The following is a 20,713-nucleotide window of genomic DNA, read 5'->3' as shown; positions in this document are numbered from 1 at the left end:
GTTATGTTCTCTTCAACAAGGTCCACTGTGAATCTCATACAGCCTAACCGCATACTTATCCCCAACACTTTCCTGCTTGTCATATTTTGCCTCAGTTTGACATCCTGCAGCGAACCAGAGAGCGCCAGCACCAAGAACCAAGCGATTGCAGGTTCTATCACTGAACCAGTACCACAAGACCAAGCAGCAGACGAAACACCTAAAACGTACCGCACCATTGAGTGGATTGAGTTAATGCCTGCCGATGACCTCGAAGCATTGCTTAACCCGCCAGAGTTTCTTGGCGAAATTGCCGATGGCTCGGATGAAGACCTGATCGATAGTAAGCTGCAACTCGACACCAGCAGTGTCGGCGATAGCCCCTATGAGCAAGCATTGGTTTCCACCCGAGTGATCGAGGCGATGAATAACCAAGCTATTCGTATTCCGGCGTTTGTCGTACCACTGGATTTTGACGATACCATGGTCACCAAAGAGTTCTTCTTAGTCCCCTTCTTCGGTGCCTGCATCCATGTGCCACCACCGCCACCAAACCAGATCATCTATGTGAAACACCCTAACGGTGTGCAACTCAGTTCACTGTACGATGTGTTCTGGTTTTCTGGGACTTTAATCGCTGAACTAAATACCAATGACACTGCGACCGCGGCATATACACTGCAAATCGACCAGATTGAGCCCTATCTGGATTGAGAGGATGAACACACATCTAGATCGTTCAGGCGTGACAGCGACCCGCTTTGCAGTATCGAAAGTTCTTAATATGGCCAATAGCGATCAGTAACGAACCACCCAAGGTCAACACTTTTTCACCCAGCTCTCCAAGCAGGTGGTGGCCAAACAATGCAGCAAGAATGAGCGTCAATAAGCCCGCCACGCCCCAACCGAACAGATGCCAGTGGCGGTGCTTTCGACATCCCATAAACAGTGCGATCACACTGGTAGGTACAATGCCGAGTAACAATATCAGATGAAATTTTTCATCCATTAAGGCTGAGCCAGCCAGTGCGGGTAACGCCACCACTAACATGGGTAACAAAATGCAATGCACGGCACACGCCGTTGAGATCCCAATAGCCAACATGTCCATCGTCAGGGTTTTAGATTTCACCAGTTATTCCTTTCAGTTCTGTTTTTTGATTAAGCTGCCTGTTGGCATTCGGGACACACGCAATTCAGTTCAAGCTGGGGAGATGTAAGCTTGTAGCCAACATCTGCGATACTATGCTGAAGCTGGTCAATTAAGGCTATATCGACGCCAAGCTCTTTCACTTCACCGCACTGCTGGCAGATTAAAAACTGCGCTATTTGGTGGGTATGGCTGCAAGTGATATGCGCACAAGCCACATACTTATTGGCCAATTGCAGCTTATGCACCAGATGCTCTTGCTCCAGAAACTCCAGCATGCGGTAGACCGACATCACTGGAATGGTTTGCCCCTCTTCTTCGCGACAGATATCGGCAATCTCATAGGCGGACAATGCCTTAGTTGAATGCAGCAGTGCCGAAAGCACCAGTTTTCGCTTATTAGTCAGACGAGCGCCAGATTGCTTACATTGCTGTTCGGCCACTGCCAGAACTTTTTCAGAACGGTTCATAACTAATCCTCGGTCATCGCACTACTTGAGTGACACGCGTTGCTCGCCATTTTTAAGTGTGACAGCGCCCTGCTGACCATATGCAACCCACTGGACATTCAGGCTTTCGATGGCTGGGAAAGAGGAGAACAGTAGTAGATCTACCGATCGAACGGCAGCCATTTGATCACAGCTAAACTGGTAACTGGCGGCGATATCCGCATGCCCGCCATCATCATGTTCATGTTCATGTTCATGTTCATGTTCATGTTCATGTTCACCATGATGATGCTGAGATGCGACGTTTTGATGGTGATGGTCATGACCATCACCATTCACAGCCAGCTTGCCAATATCACTTTGGTAATCCACCAATTTGCACTGCCCGCCATCGATAAGGAGCTGCGCACTGGCATCAGCCAACGTTTGTTTAGCGATCTCAACACGTTTGTCCTGGGCCTGGGTCGTGGCTTTGTGCTCAAAGCCAACCAAATTGTCTGCGGGGGATCTAAGCTCAACCAGCAATAGGTTCTGGTCAGCAATAATGTTTACTTCCGCCGCCCCATGAACATGGGGTTGGCTAGCGATAGCAACAGAAAAAGCCGCAGGCAGCGCCGCCAATACTGTACCTAGGCCAAGTTCACAATAGCGAAAGCGCTTACTGTTCACGCTCATAACCCACCCAATCTCAATCGTTTACCTCAAATAGCAATGTTACAACATATCATTTAATTCGCAATTAAATTTAGCTGTGAAATAGTCATGCACCGATAGTGATAGATAATCGAAAAGAACCGCCGGACCAAATTCATCGAGTGATATAAGCCCGCTTTGCAGCGAACTTTCTTATAGCGACTGTCATCGAATCCGAAGACCACAGCCTGGTAGCTAGCCGCAAAAAAGCCCCAAACATGGGGCTTTTTCATTGTTCAGCGGTAACCGAATGGCAACCCTTAGAACGGAATATCGTCATCGAAATCCAACGGTGGCTCGCCGCCCATTGGACCCGGGGCCTGCTGTGCAGGTTGCTGCTGCGGCATACCGGCTGGTTTCTGATTGAAACCCGGTTGTGCAGGCTGCTGCGCCGGTGCGGTTTGCGGTGCGGCATGCTGCTGTGGTTGGAAACCTTGCTGTGGCTGTGCAGCGGGCTGTTGCTTAGGCTGAAAGCCTTGTTGAGGCTGGAAACCACCGGCGTTAGCCTGCGGTTGACCGGCGCCTTGACCAGCACCACGGCTGTCTAGCATCTGCATTTCGTTAGCGACAATCTCTGTCGTATAACGATCTTGGCCCTGTTGATCTTGCCACTTACGAGTCTGCAAGCGCCCTTCGATATAAACCTTAGAGCCTTTACGCAGGTACTCACCGGCGATCTCAGCTAAACGACGATACATAGCGATACGGTGCCATTCCGTCTGCTCTTTCTGCTCGCCGGTCTGTTTGTCTTTCCAGCTTTCACTGGTTGCAACGGTAAAGTTGGCTACCGCTGCGCCATTTGGCATGTAACGGACTTCCGGATCTTGTCCCAAATTTCCGACCAATATGACTTTGTTCACGCCTCTGCTGGCCATGCCATGCTCTCCACTTTTACTTTTTCAGCAATATAACACTAACTACCGGCCAGTAATGCCTTGGCTGGTGCTAATTCAAATGTCTCATCTACTTTGAGATAAGTAATTCCTTCTTCGGCGACTATCGTCACCTCTTTAACGCCGGGCAGCTCTCTTAGCTGCTCGGCCAGCGCGACTGCGCCATCATGTTTAGTGAGCAATGCAGCAACGTCTAAGGTAACACTGCGATAACGCCCTGCTTCACTCATTCCCCAAGCGAACACTGCCCAAAGCAGCACCAAACAGGCCGCTACGAGAAATACTATCTTGGGGGTAAAAAATTGCATCACCACGCCGCCAAGCAGACCACCACAAAACGCACCGAAAAACTGGCTACTGGCGTAAATGCCCATGGCACTGCCTTTGGCTCCAGCGGGAGCAAATCTTGCGATCAATGTCGGCAAAGTCGCTTCAAGATAATTAAAGCCAGTGAAAAATACCACGATCCCGGTCACCACCAGCAAGTTTTCCGGCGCAAATGCGAACCCCATCAGGCTGACAAACAGCAGTAGCTGTGATGCTCTGACGCCACCGCGGCTGTTTCTTTTTTTCGCCGAAATGATCAACATAGGGATCATCAATACAAACGACAGTAATAAGGTTGGTAAATAGATATGCCAATGCTGCTCTGGTTGATAGCCCACCCGCACCAACTCTCCCGGCAAGGCAACAAACATGGCGGTCATCAAAAGATGTAGCGAGAAAATGCCCATATTCAGGCGGCTTAACTGTGGATCAGCAATGAGCGCTTTCAGCCTTGAGGGAATAGGTACCACATCCCCCTTGGGGGCGAAGGAGATAGCATTTGGCACGGTAAAACGTGTTAATAAAAAAGCCACCACAGCCAGTCCTGCGGTCACCCAAAACAAGCCTGATAGATACAGTTGTGCAGCCAAGATAGGCCCAGCTACTAAGGCAACAGCAAACGCAATGCCGATAAACATGCCGATCAGCGCCATCACCTTGGGTCGCTGCTCATCACGGGTTAAGTCGGCAGCCAATGCCATCACCACGCTGGAGATAGCGCCCATCCCCTGCAATGCCCGTCCGACTGTCACGCCATAAACGCTGTCACTCAAAGCCGCAACAACACTACCAACCACAAACAGCAGCAGGCCGAAGTAGATCACCGGTTTGCGACCGTAACGATCAGAGGCTAGCCCCATAGGTATCTGCATAACAGCTTGCGTCAGACCATAGGCACCAATCGCCAAACCGACCCAAAGCGGGCTATAACCAACCAGCTCTGCACCATAAAGCGCAAACACAGGCATGATCATAAACAATCCCAGCATGCGAATAGCAAAGATGGTCGCTAGCGAATACGCCGCTTTAGTTTCTAATGATGAAAGTCCAAACGCCATGCTTCAGGAAGTCTATCTGTTGTCACAAAAAGAGCAGCGAGTCTAACACGCTCAGCGGGCAGCTTCATCCGCTCACTTTAACGAAATAAAAAAAGGCGCCCGTAGGCGCCAATCAACAAGGGATGGCTAGTCCAGACTTAAAAATTGTGAATACTTACCGGCTCACTCTCACCCCGCTTGAATACGTTAACTTTGCCGCATTCAGCGAAATGGTTACCGGAAACATAAGGGGCACCAGCTTGGCTAACGTCCGCTTCCCAAGCAGGGCCGTTACTGATGAAGGTTTTCAACTCAAACCAAGTACCATCAACGGCCTTACTGCAATCCATATCGACATCCAGCATCCAGTAGTGAGCACCGTAAGCATTAAGCGGCTCTTCACCAAAACCATCAACGGCAACCGTCTTCACTGCGCCCCAATCTGCAGGCCAAGTGTTCGTTGTCCAATCAGCAGCTGACCCTTCGGCAGCACCACTTTGTGACGCTTCAGGTCCGTACCAATCTAGATAGTTGTCGTTTGCTTTCCACGGGGCAGTGGTGGCATTACGCAGGTTGTTGTGACGGATTGGCATTGCACATTCAAAGTTTGTCGCGGTGCAGCTACGCCCTAAGTTGGCGGCTGCATAATCATGATCAATACCACCACGGATAAACATATCCTGACCAGATTCAGTGAGACCCTCGATCAAAATAACGGTGCGTTTCCAGTCACCTGGAAGCTCAGATTTGGTCCAGATAGCCCAATCGGTACCCGCTTCAGCCAACGTCCAGTTGCCGCCGGCGGGGCTCCAACTACCATTACCCATCTTCATTGCCACGGTATCGCCGATATAAGCGGCATACAGACCTTGCTCAGCACGGTCAATGGTAACGGAAGAATCAGAGTGCAGGCCTTCGGCTTTACGCAGCGCCATCAGCGCCTTGATATCATCGCCTAAGCCCCAGTCAAAGTAATGTGCCCAGTAGATGGAAGGTACACCCGGATGAGTCAAGATATAAGCATAAGCCTGCATCACCTTGTCACACGGTACTGGCCAATGGCTTTGGCCATTGCCACACATCTCACTTGGACCTGTGTCATGGTTATCGACGAAGGTGACTGAGCGACTAGGCCAAGCACCAATGGTACCTTGAGGCTTGCCGTTACCATCACGCAGATGAGAGAAGTTGTAGGTTTCTAGAACCTTATTCAAGATCCCTTTAGTGGTGAAATCAAAAACAGCGCTGTTGCCGTTTGTTGAGTCAACCCAATCGAGCTGTAATTGACGATGCTGATCTGGGTACTCACCACCAAAGAAGCAGTCTTCGCCGTTGTAGCAAAGTGATGTCCAGTACTCTCCGACGCTGAAGTAAGGAGATGTGGCTTCGTTGTATTCGCCGTTATAACCACCCCAATAGCCTTTAACATAGTCATAGCGCCAGCCATCGAAACCAACACCTTTCAATACGTCGTTCATCCAAGTTTTCAAACTTTGACGCACATACCATTGGCTATGGTCGATATCACGAGCAGCCGCATAACCACCACCGGAATCTGCAGCTCCGCGAGTACCGGAACAATCCGAACCGGTCGCATCCCATGCTTCATCATCAGACGTAATCGCATCGTTACCCCAATCTGGATTAACAAAGTTACACCAGCTTCCAGTACCGTTACGGTGATTGATAACGATATCAGCAATTGCTTTGATATTTTTACCATGCAGAGTGGTAATCAGATCCCGTAGATCTTGTTCTGTACCATAGTTAGAGTTCAGGTTGTTATATTGCTCTGGCAGGTAACCTTCCAGAGAGCCAGCCTGTGAAGCGGGCGGTAACCACACCATGTCAAAGCCAGCGCTGGCGAGTTCATTTGCCTGGTGTCCGACCTGCTGATACCAATCACCAGCACTGGCTGAATGCCAGTGAAAGCCTTGGATCATGATGTCGTCATTATTTTCTGATACTGCAGCCAAAGTGGGGGTTGCCACAGCCATTGCCACCGCGAGCGGAAGCATGCGCCTGATCAAGTTCATTATCGGATTCCTGTTGTAGGGTAGAGGTACATTTTTTTCTAATAAAGCTTATTATTGTTATCGCTATCAAACGATGTAAATATGTTGCTCACAACGCTGAGAAAGCGAACACATAATGCTTAGTTATTGAGCAAAAAACAGCGATACCGGTCACACAACAATCAAAGAGAGTCAATTTATTGACGCTTCGTTAATTTATTGACACTCGTTCAATCTGCGCCACCATCATTTGAAGCAGGTAAGTTAGCTAAAAATGTGAGATGCTACGCGTTTCCCTTTTGGCAGCTGAATAGTGCTTTATGAACGAAATTGAGATCCGTGGCGCACGCACCCACAACTTAAAAAACATCAGCCTGACCCTGCCTCGAGACAAGCTCATTGTGATCACCGGGCTTTCTGGCTCAGGTAAGTCTTCACTCGCTTTTGACACCTTGTACGCCGAAGGACAAAGACGCTATGTCGAATCCCTATCGGCATATGCGCGTCAATTTCTCTCACTGATGGAAAAGCCCGATGTCGATGCCATCGAGGGCTTGTCTCCAGCGATCTCCATCGAACAGAAATCGACATCCCATAATCCCCGCTCAACGGTCGGCACGATCACCGAAATATACGACTATCTGCGCTTATTATTTGCCCGTGTTGGTGAGCCTCGCTGCCCAACCCACCACGCCCCACTGGCAGCACAAACGATCAGCCAAATGGTTGATCATGTGTTGGCGCAACCTGAAGGGAGTAAGTTGATGCTGCTGGCTCCAGTGGTGCAGGAGCGTAAAGGGGAACATACCAAAGTGCTTGAAGGGCTTTCCGCCCAAGGCTTTATCCGTGCTCGTATCGATGGTGAGATCTGTGATCTCAGTGATCCACCGGCATTAGAACTACAAAAGAAGCACACCATCGAAGTTGTGGTTGATCGTTTTAAAGTCAGAGAAGATCTGCAACTTCGCCTAGCGGAATCCTTTGAAACGGCGTTGGGCCTGTCCAATGGCAATGCCAAAGTCGCCTGGATGGATGACGCGGAAAAACCAGAACTGATATTTTCCGCTAACTTCGCCTGCCCACACTGCGGTTATTCCATCGCCGAACTTGAGCCAAGGCTATTCAGCTTCAATAATCCGGCCGGCGCTTGCCCGACCTGTGATGGTTTAGGCACCCAGCAGTTTTTCGATCCAGACCGGATCGTTACCAACTCGGAACTGACCCTCGCTGGTGGCGCTATTCGCGGCTGGGATAAACGCAATTTTTACTACTATCAGATGCTGGGCTCGCTGGCGGAACATTTTGGTTTTGAACTGGATATCCCCTTTGCTGAACTGACCGATAAAGCGAAAGAGGTGTTGCTAAATGGCAGTGGCAAACAGGAGATCGAATTTAAATACCTAAACGACCGTGGCGATATTGTTATTCGCCGCCACCCATTTGAAGGTATTGCCAACAACTTTGCCCGTCGCTACCGGGAAACCGAATCAAGTTCAGTGCGGGAAGAGCTGGCGAAGTACATCAGCCACAAGCCTTGCCGCAGTTGCAGTGGCACACGTCTACGCCAGGAAGCCAGAAATGTATTTGTCTCTGACACCACTCTGCCCCAAGTCGTGGAGCGCTCTATTGGCGATTGTCTGAGCTTCTTCGAACAACTGGAGCTATTTGGGCAGAAGGAGAAGATCGGTGAAAAGATCCTCAAGGAGATCAAAGACCGTCTGACCTTCTTGGTGAATGTTGGTCTTAACTACCTGACACTATCCCGTTCTGCCGAAACCCTGTCGGGCGGGGAAGCCCAGCGCATCAGGCTGGCCAGCCAGATCGGCGCGGGCCTTGTTGGCGTAATGTATGTGCTAGATGAGCCCTCCATCGGCCTGCACCAACGCGACAACGAGCGTTTACTGAAAACGCTGAATCACCTTCGCGATCTTGGTAACACAGTGATCGTCGTGGAACATGATGAAGATGCGATCCGCAGTGCTGATTACGTAGTAGATATCGGCCCTGGTGCAGGCGTGCATGGCGGCGAGATCATTGCCGAGGGTAGTGTCGACGACATCATGGCTAGCGATGCTTCTCTCACCGGAAAATACCTTTCTGGCGCGGTGAAAATTGAGGTTCCAGAAAAACGCACACCCGCTTCAGATCAGTGGCTAACACTCAAAGGCGCCACAGGTAACAATTTACAAGATGTCGAACTGACATTGCCAATAGGTCTAATGACCTGCGTCACCGGCGTATCCGGCTCCGGCAAATCAACCTTAATAAACGATACCCTGTTTCGTATTGCCCATCGCGAACTCAATGGTGCGACCACCGGAGAGCCGGCGCCTTATACCGACATTGAAGGGATGGATCTGCTAGACAAAGTGGTCGATATAGACCAAAGCCCAATTGGCAGGACACCCCGGTCAAATCCAGCAACTTACACCGGGATTTTCACTCCCATTCGCGAACTGTTTGCTGCCACGCAGGAATCCCGCTCTCGCGGCTATAAGCCAGGGCGTTTTAGTTTTAACGTCAAAGGGGGGCGCTGTGAAGCATGTCAGGGCGACGGTGTTATTAAGGTAGAGATGCACTTCCTGCCCGACGTTTATGTGCCCTGTGATGTCTGTAAAGGCAAACGTTACAACCGCGAAACATTAGAGGTGCGCTACAAAGGCAAAACCATTGATGAAGTACTGCAGATGACAGTGGAAGATGCGCGGGTTTACTTCGATCCGGTACCCGCTATCGCTCGCAAACTGCAAACCTTGATCGATGTCGGCCTCTCCTACATTCGCCTCGGCCAGTCCGCAACCACCTTGTCTGGCGGCGAAGCGCAACGGGTAAAGCTGGCAAAAGAGTTGTCCAAACGGGACACAGGGAAAACTTTATACATTCTCGATGAACCGACCACCGGCCTGCACTTCCATGATATTCAGCACCTTTTGGATGTGTTACATCGGCTGCGAGATCACGGCAATACCGTTGTGATCATTGAGCACAACTTGGATGTGGTGAAAACTGCAGACTGGGTAGTCGATTTAGGGCCTGAGGGTGGCTCAGGTGGTGGCCAGATAATCGCCAGCGGGACGCCAGAAGAGGTCAGCCAAAGTAAGGTCTCCCACACTGCGCGCTTTTTGCGATCTATGTTGTAAGCCGCTCGGAACAATCAGCTTTAATACAATAGAAAATGGCCGATATCACTCGGCCATTTTTCAATCTAATGCTTACTCTTTACTCGGGTCGTACTTTAATCCTTCACTCGGCAGTGTCGTACTAAGTGGCTCACCGATCCCTGAAATGGGAGGCGTAAACTGGCTATTCAACATATGTGCAAGATGCTTCAGATGGCCTCTGACATGCTCGTCGACGAGCATTTTGTCGGTAAAGGCGACGTTCTCGAGCGCACTGGCTAAGCGCTTTGCACTATCAGGTGCTAACTCCTTTAGCTGATTGGCCATCAACTGCTGTGCCACTTCAATCGCAGTTAATCGCTTGTGAACCGCGTTCAACTCATGCTGCAAGTCGAGATCGCTCATTGAATACTCCCCTATCACTTAAATTGGCAAACGCGGCCGAATGAACTTCGATAGTACCTAAAGGTATTAGCTAAAAACCGTTAGGCTACAGGCAATTTTGGACAAAAAAAGATTCAGATAACCTCTGTAGAGTACTGTGTTAGCAATCACCACCGCAACCAGATAACGTGCTAAGGCGACACATAAGAAGAGAGCGCAAGCATAGAAGCTAGCATGAGCGAAGCAGCTTTTAGCCACTTCGCCCGCAATTGAAGGGACTAATTCAGATCTTCATCCAGCCAATACTTGGTGCCACGAACCGTCGCTTGCAATACCAAGCCACTCTCGGTCATCTGATAGATCTCAATATCACTGACCACCGCCTGCCCGCTTGCCGCACCACCATCATCACCGGCTTTCGCGGACGCATCCGCCTCACCACCAAACTCCCAACCGCTATTAACAAATTTATCCATCACTTCCGCCGTTCTAAAAATAAAAACAGCACGAAAATCTTTCACTCCCAGGCCGAGACCGATGCCGCCTGTCCCCATCTTCATATAGGTATTTTTGCCAGTGTTATTGTTATGCACCACGCCATAGCCACCACCAACAGCAGCGATGAGCAAGTTGACATCAGCATTCTTAAAAACCGCATAGCCAGGAGCCGTTTGCACTTTAGTTTTCGCTTCCGGCTTTTCCTTATAAAGTTGGGCCAATGCTTTATCATGCATGGCCATCACTTCCGCGCGTTCGTCAGCCACCGAGTCGGCCCATACCGCAGGTATAAAACCAATCAGCAAACACAATGCAAACCAAATTTTCTTCATGAAATCACCGTTCAAACAAAGAGTTAGACTATTTTATTAAACTAGTCCGTTAATCCCTCTTTGCCAAGTCATAAGGTCAAGTTTTGCGCAGCAAAACAGGAAACATAACGCCGCCACCGTGTGCAATGTAACTTAGTGTAACGGCAGCGTAACCGACTGTTATTTAGTGTTTTCCCATTCCCCAAAAGTGATCTTGCGCAATTTATTTAAAGCGCATCACCATAGAATCGTCGCCAATTTCATTCGTCAGGAATCGTCATGGCCATCGCTCAACACGCTCAGATCCAACGCCAGACATCATCTCAGTCTGTTATTTTGCAAGCGCCTCTCAAAGGCATGATATACGACCTATCCGAAGTACCCGATCCTGTATTTGCACAAAAGATGGTCGGTGACGGTATCTCCATCGACCCAACTAGCGACACGCTATGTGCCCCATGTGCTGGCGAAGTTATTCAACTTCACCCCTCTCACCATGCCATCACAATACGTACCGCCGAGGGTATCGAAATATTGATGCACATAGGGTTAGATACCGTGATGCTGCGCGGTGAAGGATTTACTCCCCACGTCAGCGAAGGCGACAAAGTGTCTACCGGACAACCTTTGATCCACTTCTGCGCTGACCAAGTCGCTCTCAATGCCCGCAGCTTGATGACAGAGATAATCATTACCAACGGTGAGTTAGTAGAAAAGCAGATCCCCGCTAGCGGCCGTGTTGATGGCCCCAAAGACACTTTGCTAGAGCTGGTACTGAAACAAGTTGACGAGCAAGCAGCCAAAACTAGCCAGCCAAACTATCCACTGCTTAGCAGCCAACCAGTGTTGATCCCCAACCCAACAGGTTTACATGCCCGTCCATCCGCAACGCTGGCAAAACTAGCCAAGGAAAGTGGCTGTGATCTATTCCTCGAATGTAACGACAGTCAGGTTAACGCCAAAAGTGTTGTTGCCCTGATGGGACTCAACGTGCCTTTCGGTGCCTCTGTGATTTTGCATGCAGCAGGTGCCAACGCCGAAGCGACTCTGCAGCAGATAACGCAAGCGATCCGCGAAGGTCTCGGTGAAGATGTTCAACAATCACAAAACGAGGAAGTCGCGGAGCCAGAAGAAACCTCTTTGCTACTACCCAAGCAACAACAAGACGATCTGCTAGAAGGGGTCGCGGCATCACCAGGCTTAGCCATTGGTGAGATATTTGTTATCCAGCCTGAACGCTTTGACATCAAAGAAACCGCCAATAATTCGGCCGATGAAGCTGACCAGTTAAATCAAGCGATCAGTACCGCCACGCAACAACTAGCGACGTTGGCACAAACCTGGATCGATAAAGGTGATGCTGAGCGTGCCAAGATCTTTCAAGCGCACCAAGAGTTGCTCAGCGATCCCACCTTGTTGGAAGCGGCTGAGGTCACTATTACTGCAGGTAAATCGGCTGCATTCGCCTGGCAAAAAACTATCGAACAGCAAGCGCTCGTTTTCAGCCAAATGGACAATCAACTGCTAAGAGAGCGTGCCACTGATCTGCGGGATGTAGGAAATCGCGTACTCCGCATTATGCTCAACCTGCCAGCGCAAGGGCCTGAATTACCGAACAATAGCATTCTGATCGCCGACGACTTAACGCCATCCGACACTGCTAATCTGGACAAAGAAAAAGTAGTGGGTTTCGCTACGGTACAAGGAGGTTCCTCCTCCCATGTTGCCATTATTGCTCGCGCCATGGGGCTGCCAGCTATCGCCGGTATAGATCCCAGAGCGATGCAGCAAGCGAACGGCACCCAAGTTGTTTTGGACGGCCAGTCAGGGCAGCTAAAACTCAATGTCTCTGCCGCTGCGCTGAAAGAGATCACTAACCGTCAGCAAGCCGCTGACAGCCGCCGCCAGCATGCCCGTCTCAATGCCCATCAAGCGGCGATCACCAGCGACGGTCATCAACTGGAGGTGGTAGCAAATATTGGTGGCATCAAAGATGCCAGCCAGTCTGTGACCATGGGCGGTGAAGGTGTTGGCCTGCTGCGCTCAGAATTTCTCTACCTGGATCGCGTCACTGAGCCAACCGAACAAGAGCAGTATGAGATTTACCGTGATGTATTGCTGGAACTTGGCCCTGAACGCCCACTGATTGTTCGCACCCTTGATGTCGGTGGTGATAAGCCACTGAACTACTTACCCCTGCCAAGCGAAGAGAATCCATTCTTGGGTCTGCGGGGAATTCGTATTGGTTTGGATCGCCCAACCCTATTGCGCAAGCAAGTGCGTGCCATTCTGCGTGCATCTGCCCATGGCCGCATCCGCATCATGTTCCCGATGATCGCCACGCTCAATGAGCTGAAACTAGCTAAGCAGGTGGTTGAAGAAGAGCGCATCAAGCTGGATGTCGCCCCGATAGAGATCGGCATCATGGTAGAGGTACCGTCCACCGCGGTTCTCGCTGAGCAGTTTGCCCCAGAAGTCGACTTCTTCTCTATCGGCAGTAACGACCTGAGCCAATACACCCTGGCAATGGATCGCGGTCACCCGAAACTAGCGGCGTTTGTCGATGGCCTTAATCCTGCTGTTCTCAGCTTAATTAAGATGACTGCCGATGCAGCGAAGCGCCACGGCAAATGGGCCGGTGTCTGCGGTGGTATCGCCAGCGATCCACAAGCCGTTCCGCTACTGATCGGCCTTGGCGTACATGAGCTGTCAGTCAGCGTACCGGTACTGGCCGAAATCAAGTCACAGATACGTGAGTTAACACTCACTCAGTGTCAGGAGCTAGCAGCAAAAGCTTTGCAGCTAACTGACGCGAAAGAGGTTCGAGCATTAGTACCGACCGTTGATTAGCGGCAGTACAGGCTAAAACGAAGCACTAGAAAACTAAAAACATAATTAAATCTAAACACAAATAGATAGGTAACAGGCTATGAGCATTTGGAAAAACTCTTTTTCCGCCCTGCAAAAGGTCGGTAAATCGCTGATGTTACCCGTGTCCGTTCTACCGGTCGCGGGGATACTTCTCGGTGTCGGTGCAGCAAAATTCAGTTGGCTGCCCGAGATCGTTTCTCAAATCATGGAACAGGCCGGTGGTGCCGTATTTGGCAACATGGCGCTGTTGTTCGCCATTGGTGTTGCATTGGGCTTCACGAAAAATGATGGTGTTGCAGCACTTGCCGCTGCGGTCGGTTATGTGATCATGACCAAAACGTTGGCCGTTGTTGCGCCAGGCACCGATGTTGGTGTTCTAGGCGGTATTATTGCCGGTGGTATTGCGGGTTGGGCATTTAACCGCTTCTACCGCATCGAGCTGCCTGCTTACCTCGGCTTTTTTGCCGGGAAACGCTCGGTACCGATCATCACAGGTTTCGCCGCTATTGGTGTCGGCTGCGTGTTATCATTCATCTGGCCGCCTATCGGCAACCTGATTGCCAGCTTCTCTCATTGGGCGGCATATCAAAACCCAACTGTCGCCTTTGGTATCTACGGTGTGGTTGAGCGTGCTCTGATCCCATTCGGTTTGCACCATATCTGGAATGTGCCGTTCTTCTTTGAAGCAGGCCAATGTGTTAACGCTTCCGGTGAAACCATCAACGGTATCCTGAGCTGCTACAGTGCAGCGGATCCAGCCAGCCGCGCAGCGGGCAACGGCTTCGGTCAGTTAGCCGGTGGTTACATGTTCAAAATGTATGGTCTACCTGCCGCAGCTATCGCTATCTGGCACACAGCCAAGCCTGAAAACCGCGCCAAAGTCGGCGGTATCATGATCTCAGCTGCCCTGACCTCATTCCTAACGGGCATTACCGAACCAATCGAATTCGCGTTCCTATTTGTTGCACCAGTACTGTATGCGATCCACGCACTGATGGCTGGCTCTGCATTTGTTCTGACTAACGCTTTAGGTATGGTTCACGGCACCACCTTCTCTCACGGTTTGATCGACTTCATTGTGTTGTTTGCTAACTCGCAAAAAGGCTGGTTATTCCCGCTATTCGGTGTGATGTATGGTGCGCTGTACTATGTCGTGTTCCGTGTCGCTATCATCAAGCTCAACCTGAAAACGCCTGGCCGTGAAGATGAAACTGAAGCAGCTGAAGTTGCAAGCAGTGGCTCTGATCAGGCAAAACAACTGGTAATGGCCTTTGGCGGCGCTGCAAACATCACTAATCTGGATGCCTGTATCACTCGCCTTCGTGTCAGTGTGATTGATACCGCAAAGGTCGACCAAGCTAAACTTAAAGCGATGGGTGCCGCTGGTGTTGTTCAGGTAGGTGACGGTATGCAAGCCATTTTCGGTACGCAGTCTGAAAACCTGAAAACAGCGATGGACGAGTATCTTTCACAGTCAGGTTCGCTGCAGGAAGCACTTGCAGTCCCAAAGCCTGAAGCCGTTCACCGAGACGATAGTGCTGCGCCAGTCGCCACAACCGATGTCGCACCACTGGTTGCCACACTCATCGCTCAGATGGGCGGCCGTGATAACATCGAGAGCTTTCAAACCTGTGCTACCAGTCGCTTACGCTTAAAGCTAAAGGCGGCGGTGCAACCAGATGAGCAAGCACTCTCGGCAGCAGGCGTGACTGATGTAATGAAGATTAACGATACTGTATTTCATCTGTTGCTTGGCGAACTCGCATTGCCTTGTGAGGCAGAAGTTAGCCTGCAGCTCGGTCAATCTTAATAACTTAACGTGATACCTGCTTAAAGAGCCCCACCAATTGGGGCTCTTTTTTTATCCCAGCGAAGCGAGGGTAAACTCGCCAAAGGGTTACACCGGTTCGGTTACAACAATGTGACCTACACAGCCAAATTTTCTTTAACTTTCAATCATTACACCACGCAAATTGCATCCTGTGCACTATAGTTATTTTCATCTTCTTTTAATGGAGTATGAGAATATGGCCCAGCCATCTTTACAGCTTAAGGCCCCACTTTCCGGTTACATAAGATCAATCGAGGATGTGCCAGACCCCGTCTTTGCACAAAAAATGGTTGGCGATGGCATCGCCATAGACCCAACCAGTCAAGTCTTGGTGTCCCCGATTGACGGTACCATTGTTCAGATCCACCCCGCCAAACACGCTGTTACCATCCGCTCAGAGCAAGGCGTTGAAGTGTTGATGCATATTGGCTTAGACACTGTGCTGCTCAAGGGGGAAGGTTTTTTTCCTCTGGTGACAGAGGGCGAGCGAGTTACGGTTGGCCAACCCTTAGTTGACTTCGATGCGGATCAAATTGCACTCAATGCGCGTAGCCTATTAACGATTATCATTGTCACCAATGGCGAGCTCGTGCACTCCTATCAGTACGGTTCTGGCCATGTCGAAGCGGAGCAAGACACCGTACTTGAGTTATCGTTAGGGGAAACCTCGACTCAAGAGATAATAGATAAAGAAACCTACCAGCCAGTAACGAGCAGTGACATCGTTATTCCCAACCCGGCAGGTCTCCACGCCCGACCTTCCGCGACATTGGCAAACTTGGCCAAGCACTACCAGTCAGAGATCACTTTAGTTCGAGAAGGACTAACGGCCAATGCCAAGAGTGTTGTCGCTATCATGGGACTTAACGTGCAATTTGGTAGCACCATCCAGATCACTGCCAAAGGTCGTGATGGTGCCAAGGCAATCGAAGAGCTAACCGAGCAAATTCACTTGGGATTAGGTGAAGAGGTCGGTGAGCAAGTCGCTCCTTCCGCGGCCGCCGTCGCAGAGCCAGAAGAAGCCCCGTTGCTCCAAATTAAGAGTGACGAGCAGGATGTGTTAATTGGCGTCTCAGCATCCCCCGGCCTAGCTATTGGTGAAATCTATCAGATAGTCAAACAAACCCTCAGCTTTGATGAAGATGCTAACGACAGCAACACCGAGCAGGAAACCCTGGTCAACGCTATCGAATGCAGTCGAAGCGCATTGGAAAAACTGCAAACCAAACTTAAAGCTGAAGGTGCAACCGATCGTGCAGAGATCTTCTCCGCCCACCAGGAGTTGCTGGAAGATCCGGGGATCTATCATGAAGCCAAGCGCCTAATACACACCGGAAAGTCGGCCGCGTTTGCCTGGGACTCTGCGATAAAAATGCAGAAAGCAGTGCTCACTCAGCTCGATAACGAAGTACTCGCAGCGCGAGCGAATGATCTAGAAGATGTTGGTCAACGTGTACTTCACCACATATTAGGTTATGGCGATCAAAGCTATGACTTTCCACAGAACAGCATATTAATTGCGGAAGATCTAACACCATCAGACACCGCGAATTTGGATAAAGAAAAGGTGATCGGTTTCTGCACCTCCCTTGGCGGATCCAGCTCCCATGTTGCCATTATCGCTCGGTCGATGAATCTACCAGCCATTGCAGGGATTGATAAGGCCGCCCTAGAGTTACCTGCGGGACGCTCGGTGATCCTTGATGGCGGCAAGGGCAAACTCTACACCGCGCCAACAGCGGAGAAGATCAAGCAGATAGAAGAGCAGCAAGCACAGCATGCTACCGCAAGAGCTGAGGCGCTCAGCAGCTGCATGGAGCCAGCAGTAACGACTGACGGCCACCATATGGAGATTGTTGCCAATATCGGCAGTAACGCTGATGCCATAGAGTCGATCAAGTTGGGAGGCGAAGGGGTCGGCTTACTCCGCTCTGAATTCCTTTACCTCGACCGCGTCTCCGAGCCTGATGAAGAGACCCAAACGCAGATCTACAGTGAAATAGCTGAAACCTTGGGTAAGGATAAACCACTCATTATCCGAACCCTAGATGTTGGTGGCGATAAACCCTTGGCCTATATGCCTTTGCCGGAGGAAGAGAATCCCTTCCTTGGTGAGCGCGGTATCCGCGTCGGACTTAATCGCCCCTCCATGCTAAGACGCCAGGTTAGGGCAGTTCTGCGGGCCAACGAAAAAGGCAAAGTACGGATCATGTTCCCTATGATTGCCACTCTGCCAGAGCTGCTTGCCGCGAAAGGTGTCGTCATTGAAGAAGCTGAGAAGCTTGAAATTACCGGTGTAGAGATCGGCATCATGATCGAAGTACCTGCCGCCGCAGTCATGGCAGAAATCTTCGCTGAGCATGTCGACTTCTTCTCCATCGGCACCAATGACCTGACCCAATACACTTTAGCGATGGATCGCGGTCATCCAGTATTAGCCCCCATGGTTGATGCATTAAACCCGGCGGTACTGCGCCTGATCGATATGACAGTGAAAGGGGCGAATGCCCACGGCAAATGGGTCGGTGTCTGCGGAGGGGTAGCAGGCGACCCGATCGCGGTGCCCATTTTGGTAGGACTCGGCGTAGCCGAGCTCTCAGTAAGTGTACCTGTACTCCCTGAAGTAAAAGCAAATGTACGAAAACTCAATTATGAACAATGCAAACAGTTCGCGGTTAAAGCCCTCGCTCAACCTGATGCGACTGCAGTTCGCAATTTGAGCATGGACTAACACGCGGCCAACAACTACTAGAAAAGGAACGCCCTATGAGTGTCTGGAGACATTCCTTCGCAGCATTGCAGAAGGTAGGTAAATCGTTAATGTTGCCAGTATCAGTATTACCTGTTGCTGGTATTTTATTGGGAGTCGGTGCAGCCAAATTTGGCTTCTTACCGGAGCTTCTCTCCCAAATCATGGAACAATCTGGTGGCGCGATATTTGGCAATATGGCATTGCTATTCGCTATCGGCGTCGCACTTGGTTTCACCGAAAATGATGGTGTCGCAGCCCTCGCAGCAACGGTTGGTTATGTCATCATGATCAAAACCTTGTCCGTTGTTGCACCAGGAACGGATGTCGGGGTACTCGGTGGTATCATCGCGGGCGGGATCGCAGCGTGGGCATTTAAACACTTCTATAAGATCCAACTTCCAGCCTATTTAGGGTTCTTCGCTGGTAAACGCTCCGTCCCAATTATTACCGGCTTCAGCGCTATTATTGCGGGCGTGATCCTCTCTTTCGTCTGGCCGCCAATCGGTGACGCAATCAGTGCCTTTTCGCACTGGGCCGCAAATCAAAATCCAACTGTCGCATTTGGTATATATGGCGTCGTAGAACGTTCACTCATCCCCTTCGGCCTCCACCACATCTGGAACGTACCCTTCTTCTTTGAAGCCGGTGAGTGTGTGAATGCATCAGGCGAAAAAGTGAATGGTGTTCTTAGTTGCTATCTCGCTGCAGACCCTGCGAGCCGAGCAGCGGGTAATGGCTTTGGCCAACTCGCTGGTGGCTATATGTTCAAGATGTATGGCTTACCTGCCGCCGCCATCGCTATATGGCACACCGCACGGCCTGAAAACCGCGCCAAAGTTGGCGGTATCATGATGTCAGCAGCGTTGACCTCTTTCCTGACGGGTATCACCGAACCAATCGAGTTTTCTTTCCTATTTGTAGCACCAGTACTTTACGGCATTCACGCGTTACTTGCTGGCTCTGCATTCGTACTGACTAATGCGATAGGAATGGTTCACGGTACCTCGTTCTCACATGGCTTAATTGACTTTATTGTGCTCTACTCCAACTCTCAAGAGGGCTGGTTGTTCCCCGTCTTTGGCTTAATGTACGCCGCCATTTACTACGTTTTATTTAGAGTCGTTATCCAAACCATGAACTTAGCCACACCGGGCCGAGAAGACGCCATGGTTGTCGATGATGACGAAGAAGAGACATCCAGTAGCGGAGATCCAGCAGCAGATAAAACCCTCGCACTTATCGCGGCATTTGGCGGTAAAGACAACATCTCCAGCCTTGATGCCTGTATCACTCGGCTACGTGTGGGCGTTAAGGATATCGCCCAGGTTAATCAAGACAAATTAAAGTCGATGGGCGCGGCTGGCGTCGTGGTTGTTGGGAATGGGATCCAAGCGATTTTTGGCACCCAATCTGAAAACCTAAAAACCGATATGGATGAGGCGATACGCTCGGGAAAGGCTGATGGCGTTGCACCCACAACTACGGCCCAGGTGCAGGCGCCAGTGGAATCTTCCACATCGGTATCATCGACGGCCGTAGATATTAGCGATGACGTTAAGCAACATATAGATATCATTTGCGAGGCGATGGGAGGCGCGGCAAACGTTGCCGATGTGATCGCCTGCGCAACCAGCAGATTAAGGATATCTATTAAGCAACCCGTTGATGTCGAGCTAGCCCAGCTTGAAGGCGCTGGTGTGAAGGACTTCATGCGGATTAACGACAACCTTTACCACTTACTGGTTCAGGATAATCCGACAGCTCACGAAGCTGAACTCAGAAGTCGTATTAAATAGAGCGCCTTAATAAACCAGCAAAGCCCATCCAAGTGATGGGCTTTTTGTTGCCTGAAGTCGCCAGCATGGGAAATACCCCTTTCATGTAGTCTGCTTATTTTACTAGTTGACTGGCAGCGAAGTAGGCCGGAGATAGTCAGCTAAAAAGTGCTTAACTATTTATCAGTATCCAGGCCTGATTGACGACTCTTTCAACTTGATGACAACACTAAAGGCTGCCGACGCTAAACGTACAGAAAATAAAAAAGCCCCTCGCTTTCGCGAAGGGCTTTGCTGTTTTCAACGGTCTAAAACGCAAAAAGGCTACCCTATCGGGTAGCCTCTTCACTGTATTAGGTGTCTGGCGGAGTCCTGCCTACGGGCATAGCCCTTCAGCGTTCGTGACTGAGTGAGATAATCAATCTCACGCCAGGCGTCACTCACCCTACTAGCACAGGCTAAGGAGGCGCCGTTGGCGCGCTGTCTACCTCCCCATGTGAGAGCGACACTAAACGCACTGGAAATAAAAAAGCCCTTCGCTTTCGCGAAGGGCTTTTCTATTTTATTAGGTGTCTGGCGGTGACCTACTCTCACATGGGGAAGCCCCACACTACCATCGGCGCAATTGC

General features: G+C 50.4%; 13 protein-coding genes and 2 pseudogenes. 6 read left to right on the top strand and 9 right to left on the bottom strand.

Annotated features, from left to right (window positions below; all coding sequences use genetic code 11):
• Nucleotides 1-27: 27 nt before the first annotated feature.
• Nucleotides 28-693 (top strand): DUF3299 domain-containing protein, encoded by a 666-nt coding sequence (locus tag DU002_RS09240; protein WP_233496462.1) that lies wholly within the window; start codon nucleotides 28-30, stop codon nucleotides 691-693.
• 25 nt (nucleotides 694-718) lie between these two features.
• On the opposite strand, the gene DU002_RS09235 is transcribed toward DU002_RS09240, so the two are convergent.
• The 6 genes from DU002_RS09235 to DU002_RS09210 all read right to left on the bottom strand — a co-directional run bounded on the left by DU002_RS09235 (nucleotide 719) and on the right by DU002_RS09210 (nucleotide 6,564).
• Nucleotides 719-1,111 carry a MerC domain-containing protein gene (locus tag DU002_RS09235; RefSeq protein WP_233496461.1) on the bottom strand — a complete coding sequence of 131 codons (393 nt, stop codon included), beginning with the start codon at nucleotides 1,109-1,111 and terminating at the stop codon, nucleotides 719-721.
• Between the two features lie 29 nt (nucleotides 1,112-1,140).
• The gene (locus DU002_RS09230; protein WP_114338098.1) at nucleotides 1,141-1,599 is read right to left on the bottom strand and encodes a Fur family transcriptional regulator; all 459 of its coding nucleotides are present in this window, start codon (nucleotides 1,597-1,599) and stop codon (nucleotides 1,141-1,143) included.
• Nucleotides 1,600-1,620: 21 nt separating this feature from the next.
• The gene (locus DU002_RS09225) at nucleotides 1,621-2,253 is read right to left on the bottom strand and encodes a ZrgA family zinc uptake protein (protein ID WP_114338097.1); all 633 of its coding nucleotides are present in this window, start codon (nucleotides 2,251-2,253) and stop codon (nucleotides 1,621-1,623) included.
• Nucleotides 2,254-2,531: 278 nt separating this feature from the next.
• Nucleotides 2,532-3,146 (bottom strand): single-stranded DNA-binding protein, encoded by a 615-nt coding sequence (gene ssb / locus DU002_RS09220; protein WP_114338096.1) that lies wholly within the window; start codon nucleotides 3,144-3,146, stop codon nucleotides 2,532-2,534.
• Between the two features lie 38 nt (nucleotides 3,147-3,184).
• Complete coding sequence (locus DU002_RS09215) at nucleotides 3,185-4,549, bottom strand: MFS transporter (RefSeq protein ID WP_114338095.1); 1,365 nt, start codon at nucleotides 4,547-4,549, stop codon at nucleotides 3,185-3,187.
• Between the two features lie 137 nt (nucleotides 4,550-4,686).
• Nucleotides 4,687-6,564 carry an alpha-amylase C-terminal beta-sheet domain-containing protein gene (locus DU002_RS09210; RefSeq protein ID WP_114338094.1) on the bottom strand — a complete coding sequence of 626 codons (1,878 nt, stop codon included), beginning with the start codon at nucleotides 6,562-6,564 and terminating at the stop codon, nucleotides 4,687-4,689.
• A 299-nt stretch (nucleotides 6,565-6,863) separates the two neighbouring features.
• Here DU002_RS09210 and uvrA point away from each other — a divergent pair, with 299 nt between their 5' ends.
• Nucleotides 6,864-9,683, top strand: a complete 2,820-nt coding sequence (gene uvrA / locus DU002_RS09205; protein WP_114338093.1) for an excinuclease ABC subunit UvrA — start codon at nucleotides 6,864-6,866, stop codon at nucleotides 9,681-9,683.
• Nucleotides 9,684-9,755: 72 nt separating this feature from the next.
• On the opposite strand, the gene DU002_RS09200 is transcribed toward uvrA, so the two are convergent.
• Together DU002_RS09200 and DU002_RS09195 are read right to left on the bottom strand one after the other, a co-directional pair.
• Nucleotides 9,756-10,067: a hypothetical protein gene (locus DU002_RS09200; RefSeq protein ID WP_114338092.1), complete on the bottom strand. Its 312-nt coding sequence runs from the start codon at nucleotides 10,065-10,067 to the stop codon at nucleotides 9,756-9,758.
• 257 nt (nucleotides 10,068-10,324) lie between these two features.
• Entirely contained in the window at nucleotides 10,325-10,876 is a 552-nt protein-coding gene (locus DU002_RS09195) for a lipid-binding SYLF domain-containing protein (protein WP_114338091.1), read from the bottom strand.
• A 258-nt stretch (nucleotides 10,877-11,134) separates the two neighbouring features.
• On the opposite strand from DU002_RS09195, the gene ptsP (DU002_RS09190) reads away from it, so the two are divergent.
• The 4 genes and pseudogenes from ptsP (DU002_RS09190) to ptsG (DU002_RS09175) form a co-directional block, all read left to right on the top strand.
• A complete protein-coding gene (gene ptsP / locus DU002_RS09190; RefSeq protein ID WP_114338090.1) occupies nucleotides 11,135-13,705 on the top strand; it encodes a phosphoenolpyruvate--protein phosphotransferase in 2,571 nt (856 codons plus the stop codon).
• 79 nt (nucleotides 13,706-13,784) lie between these two features.
• Nucleotides 13,785-15,197: pseudogene (gene ptsG, locus DU002_RS09185) on the top strand (PTS glucose transporter subunit IIBC); the annotation flags it as partial.
• Nucleotides 15,198-15,753: 556 nt separating this feature from the next.
• Nucleotides 15,754-18,288 (top strand): phosphoenolpyruvate--protein phosphotransferase, encoded by a 2,535-nt coding sequence (gene ptsP / locus DU002_RS09180; RefSeq protein ID WP_114338089.1) that lies wholly within the window; start codon nucleotides 15,754-15,756, stop codon nucleotides 18,286-18,288.
• A 35-nt stretch (nucleotides 18,289-18,323) separates the two neighbouring features.
• Nucleotides 18,324-19,760 (top strand): annotated as a pseudogene (ptsG, locus tag DU002_RS09175) (PTS glucose transporter subunit IIBC); the annotation flags it as partial.
• Between the two features lie 669 nt (nucleotides 19,761-20,429).
• On the opposite strand, the gene DU002_RS19495 reads toward ptsG (DU002_RS09175), so the two are convergent.
• Nucleotides 20,430-20,713: hypothetical protein (locus tag DU002_RS19495; RefSeq protein ID WP_233496460.1), on the bottom strand; the 284-nt coding region annotated here is incomplete at its 5' end.

The organism is Corallincola holothuriorum (assembly GCF_003336225.1).
In the GTDB taxonomy this organism is placed as follows: domain Bacteria; phylum Pseudomonadota; class Gammaproteobacteria; order Enterobacterales; family Neiellaceae; genus Corallincola; species Corallincola holothuriorum.
The sequence above is the reverse complement of the archived record's forward strand: the minus strand, read 5'-3'. Positions and strand labels throughout refer to the sequence as shown.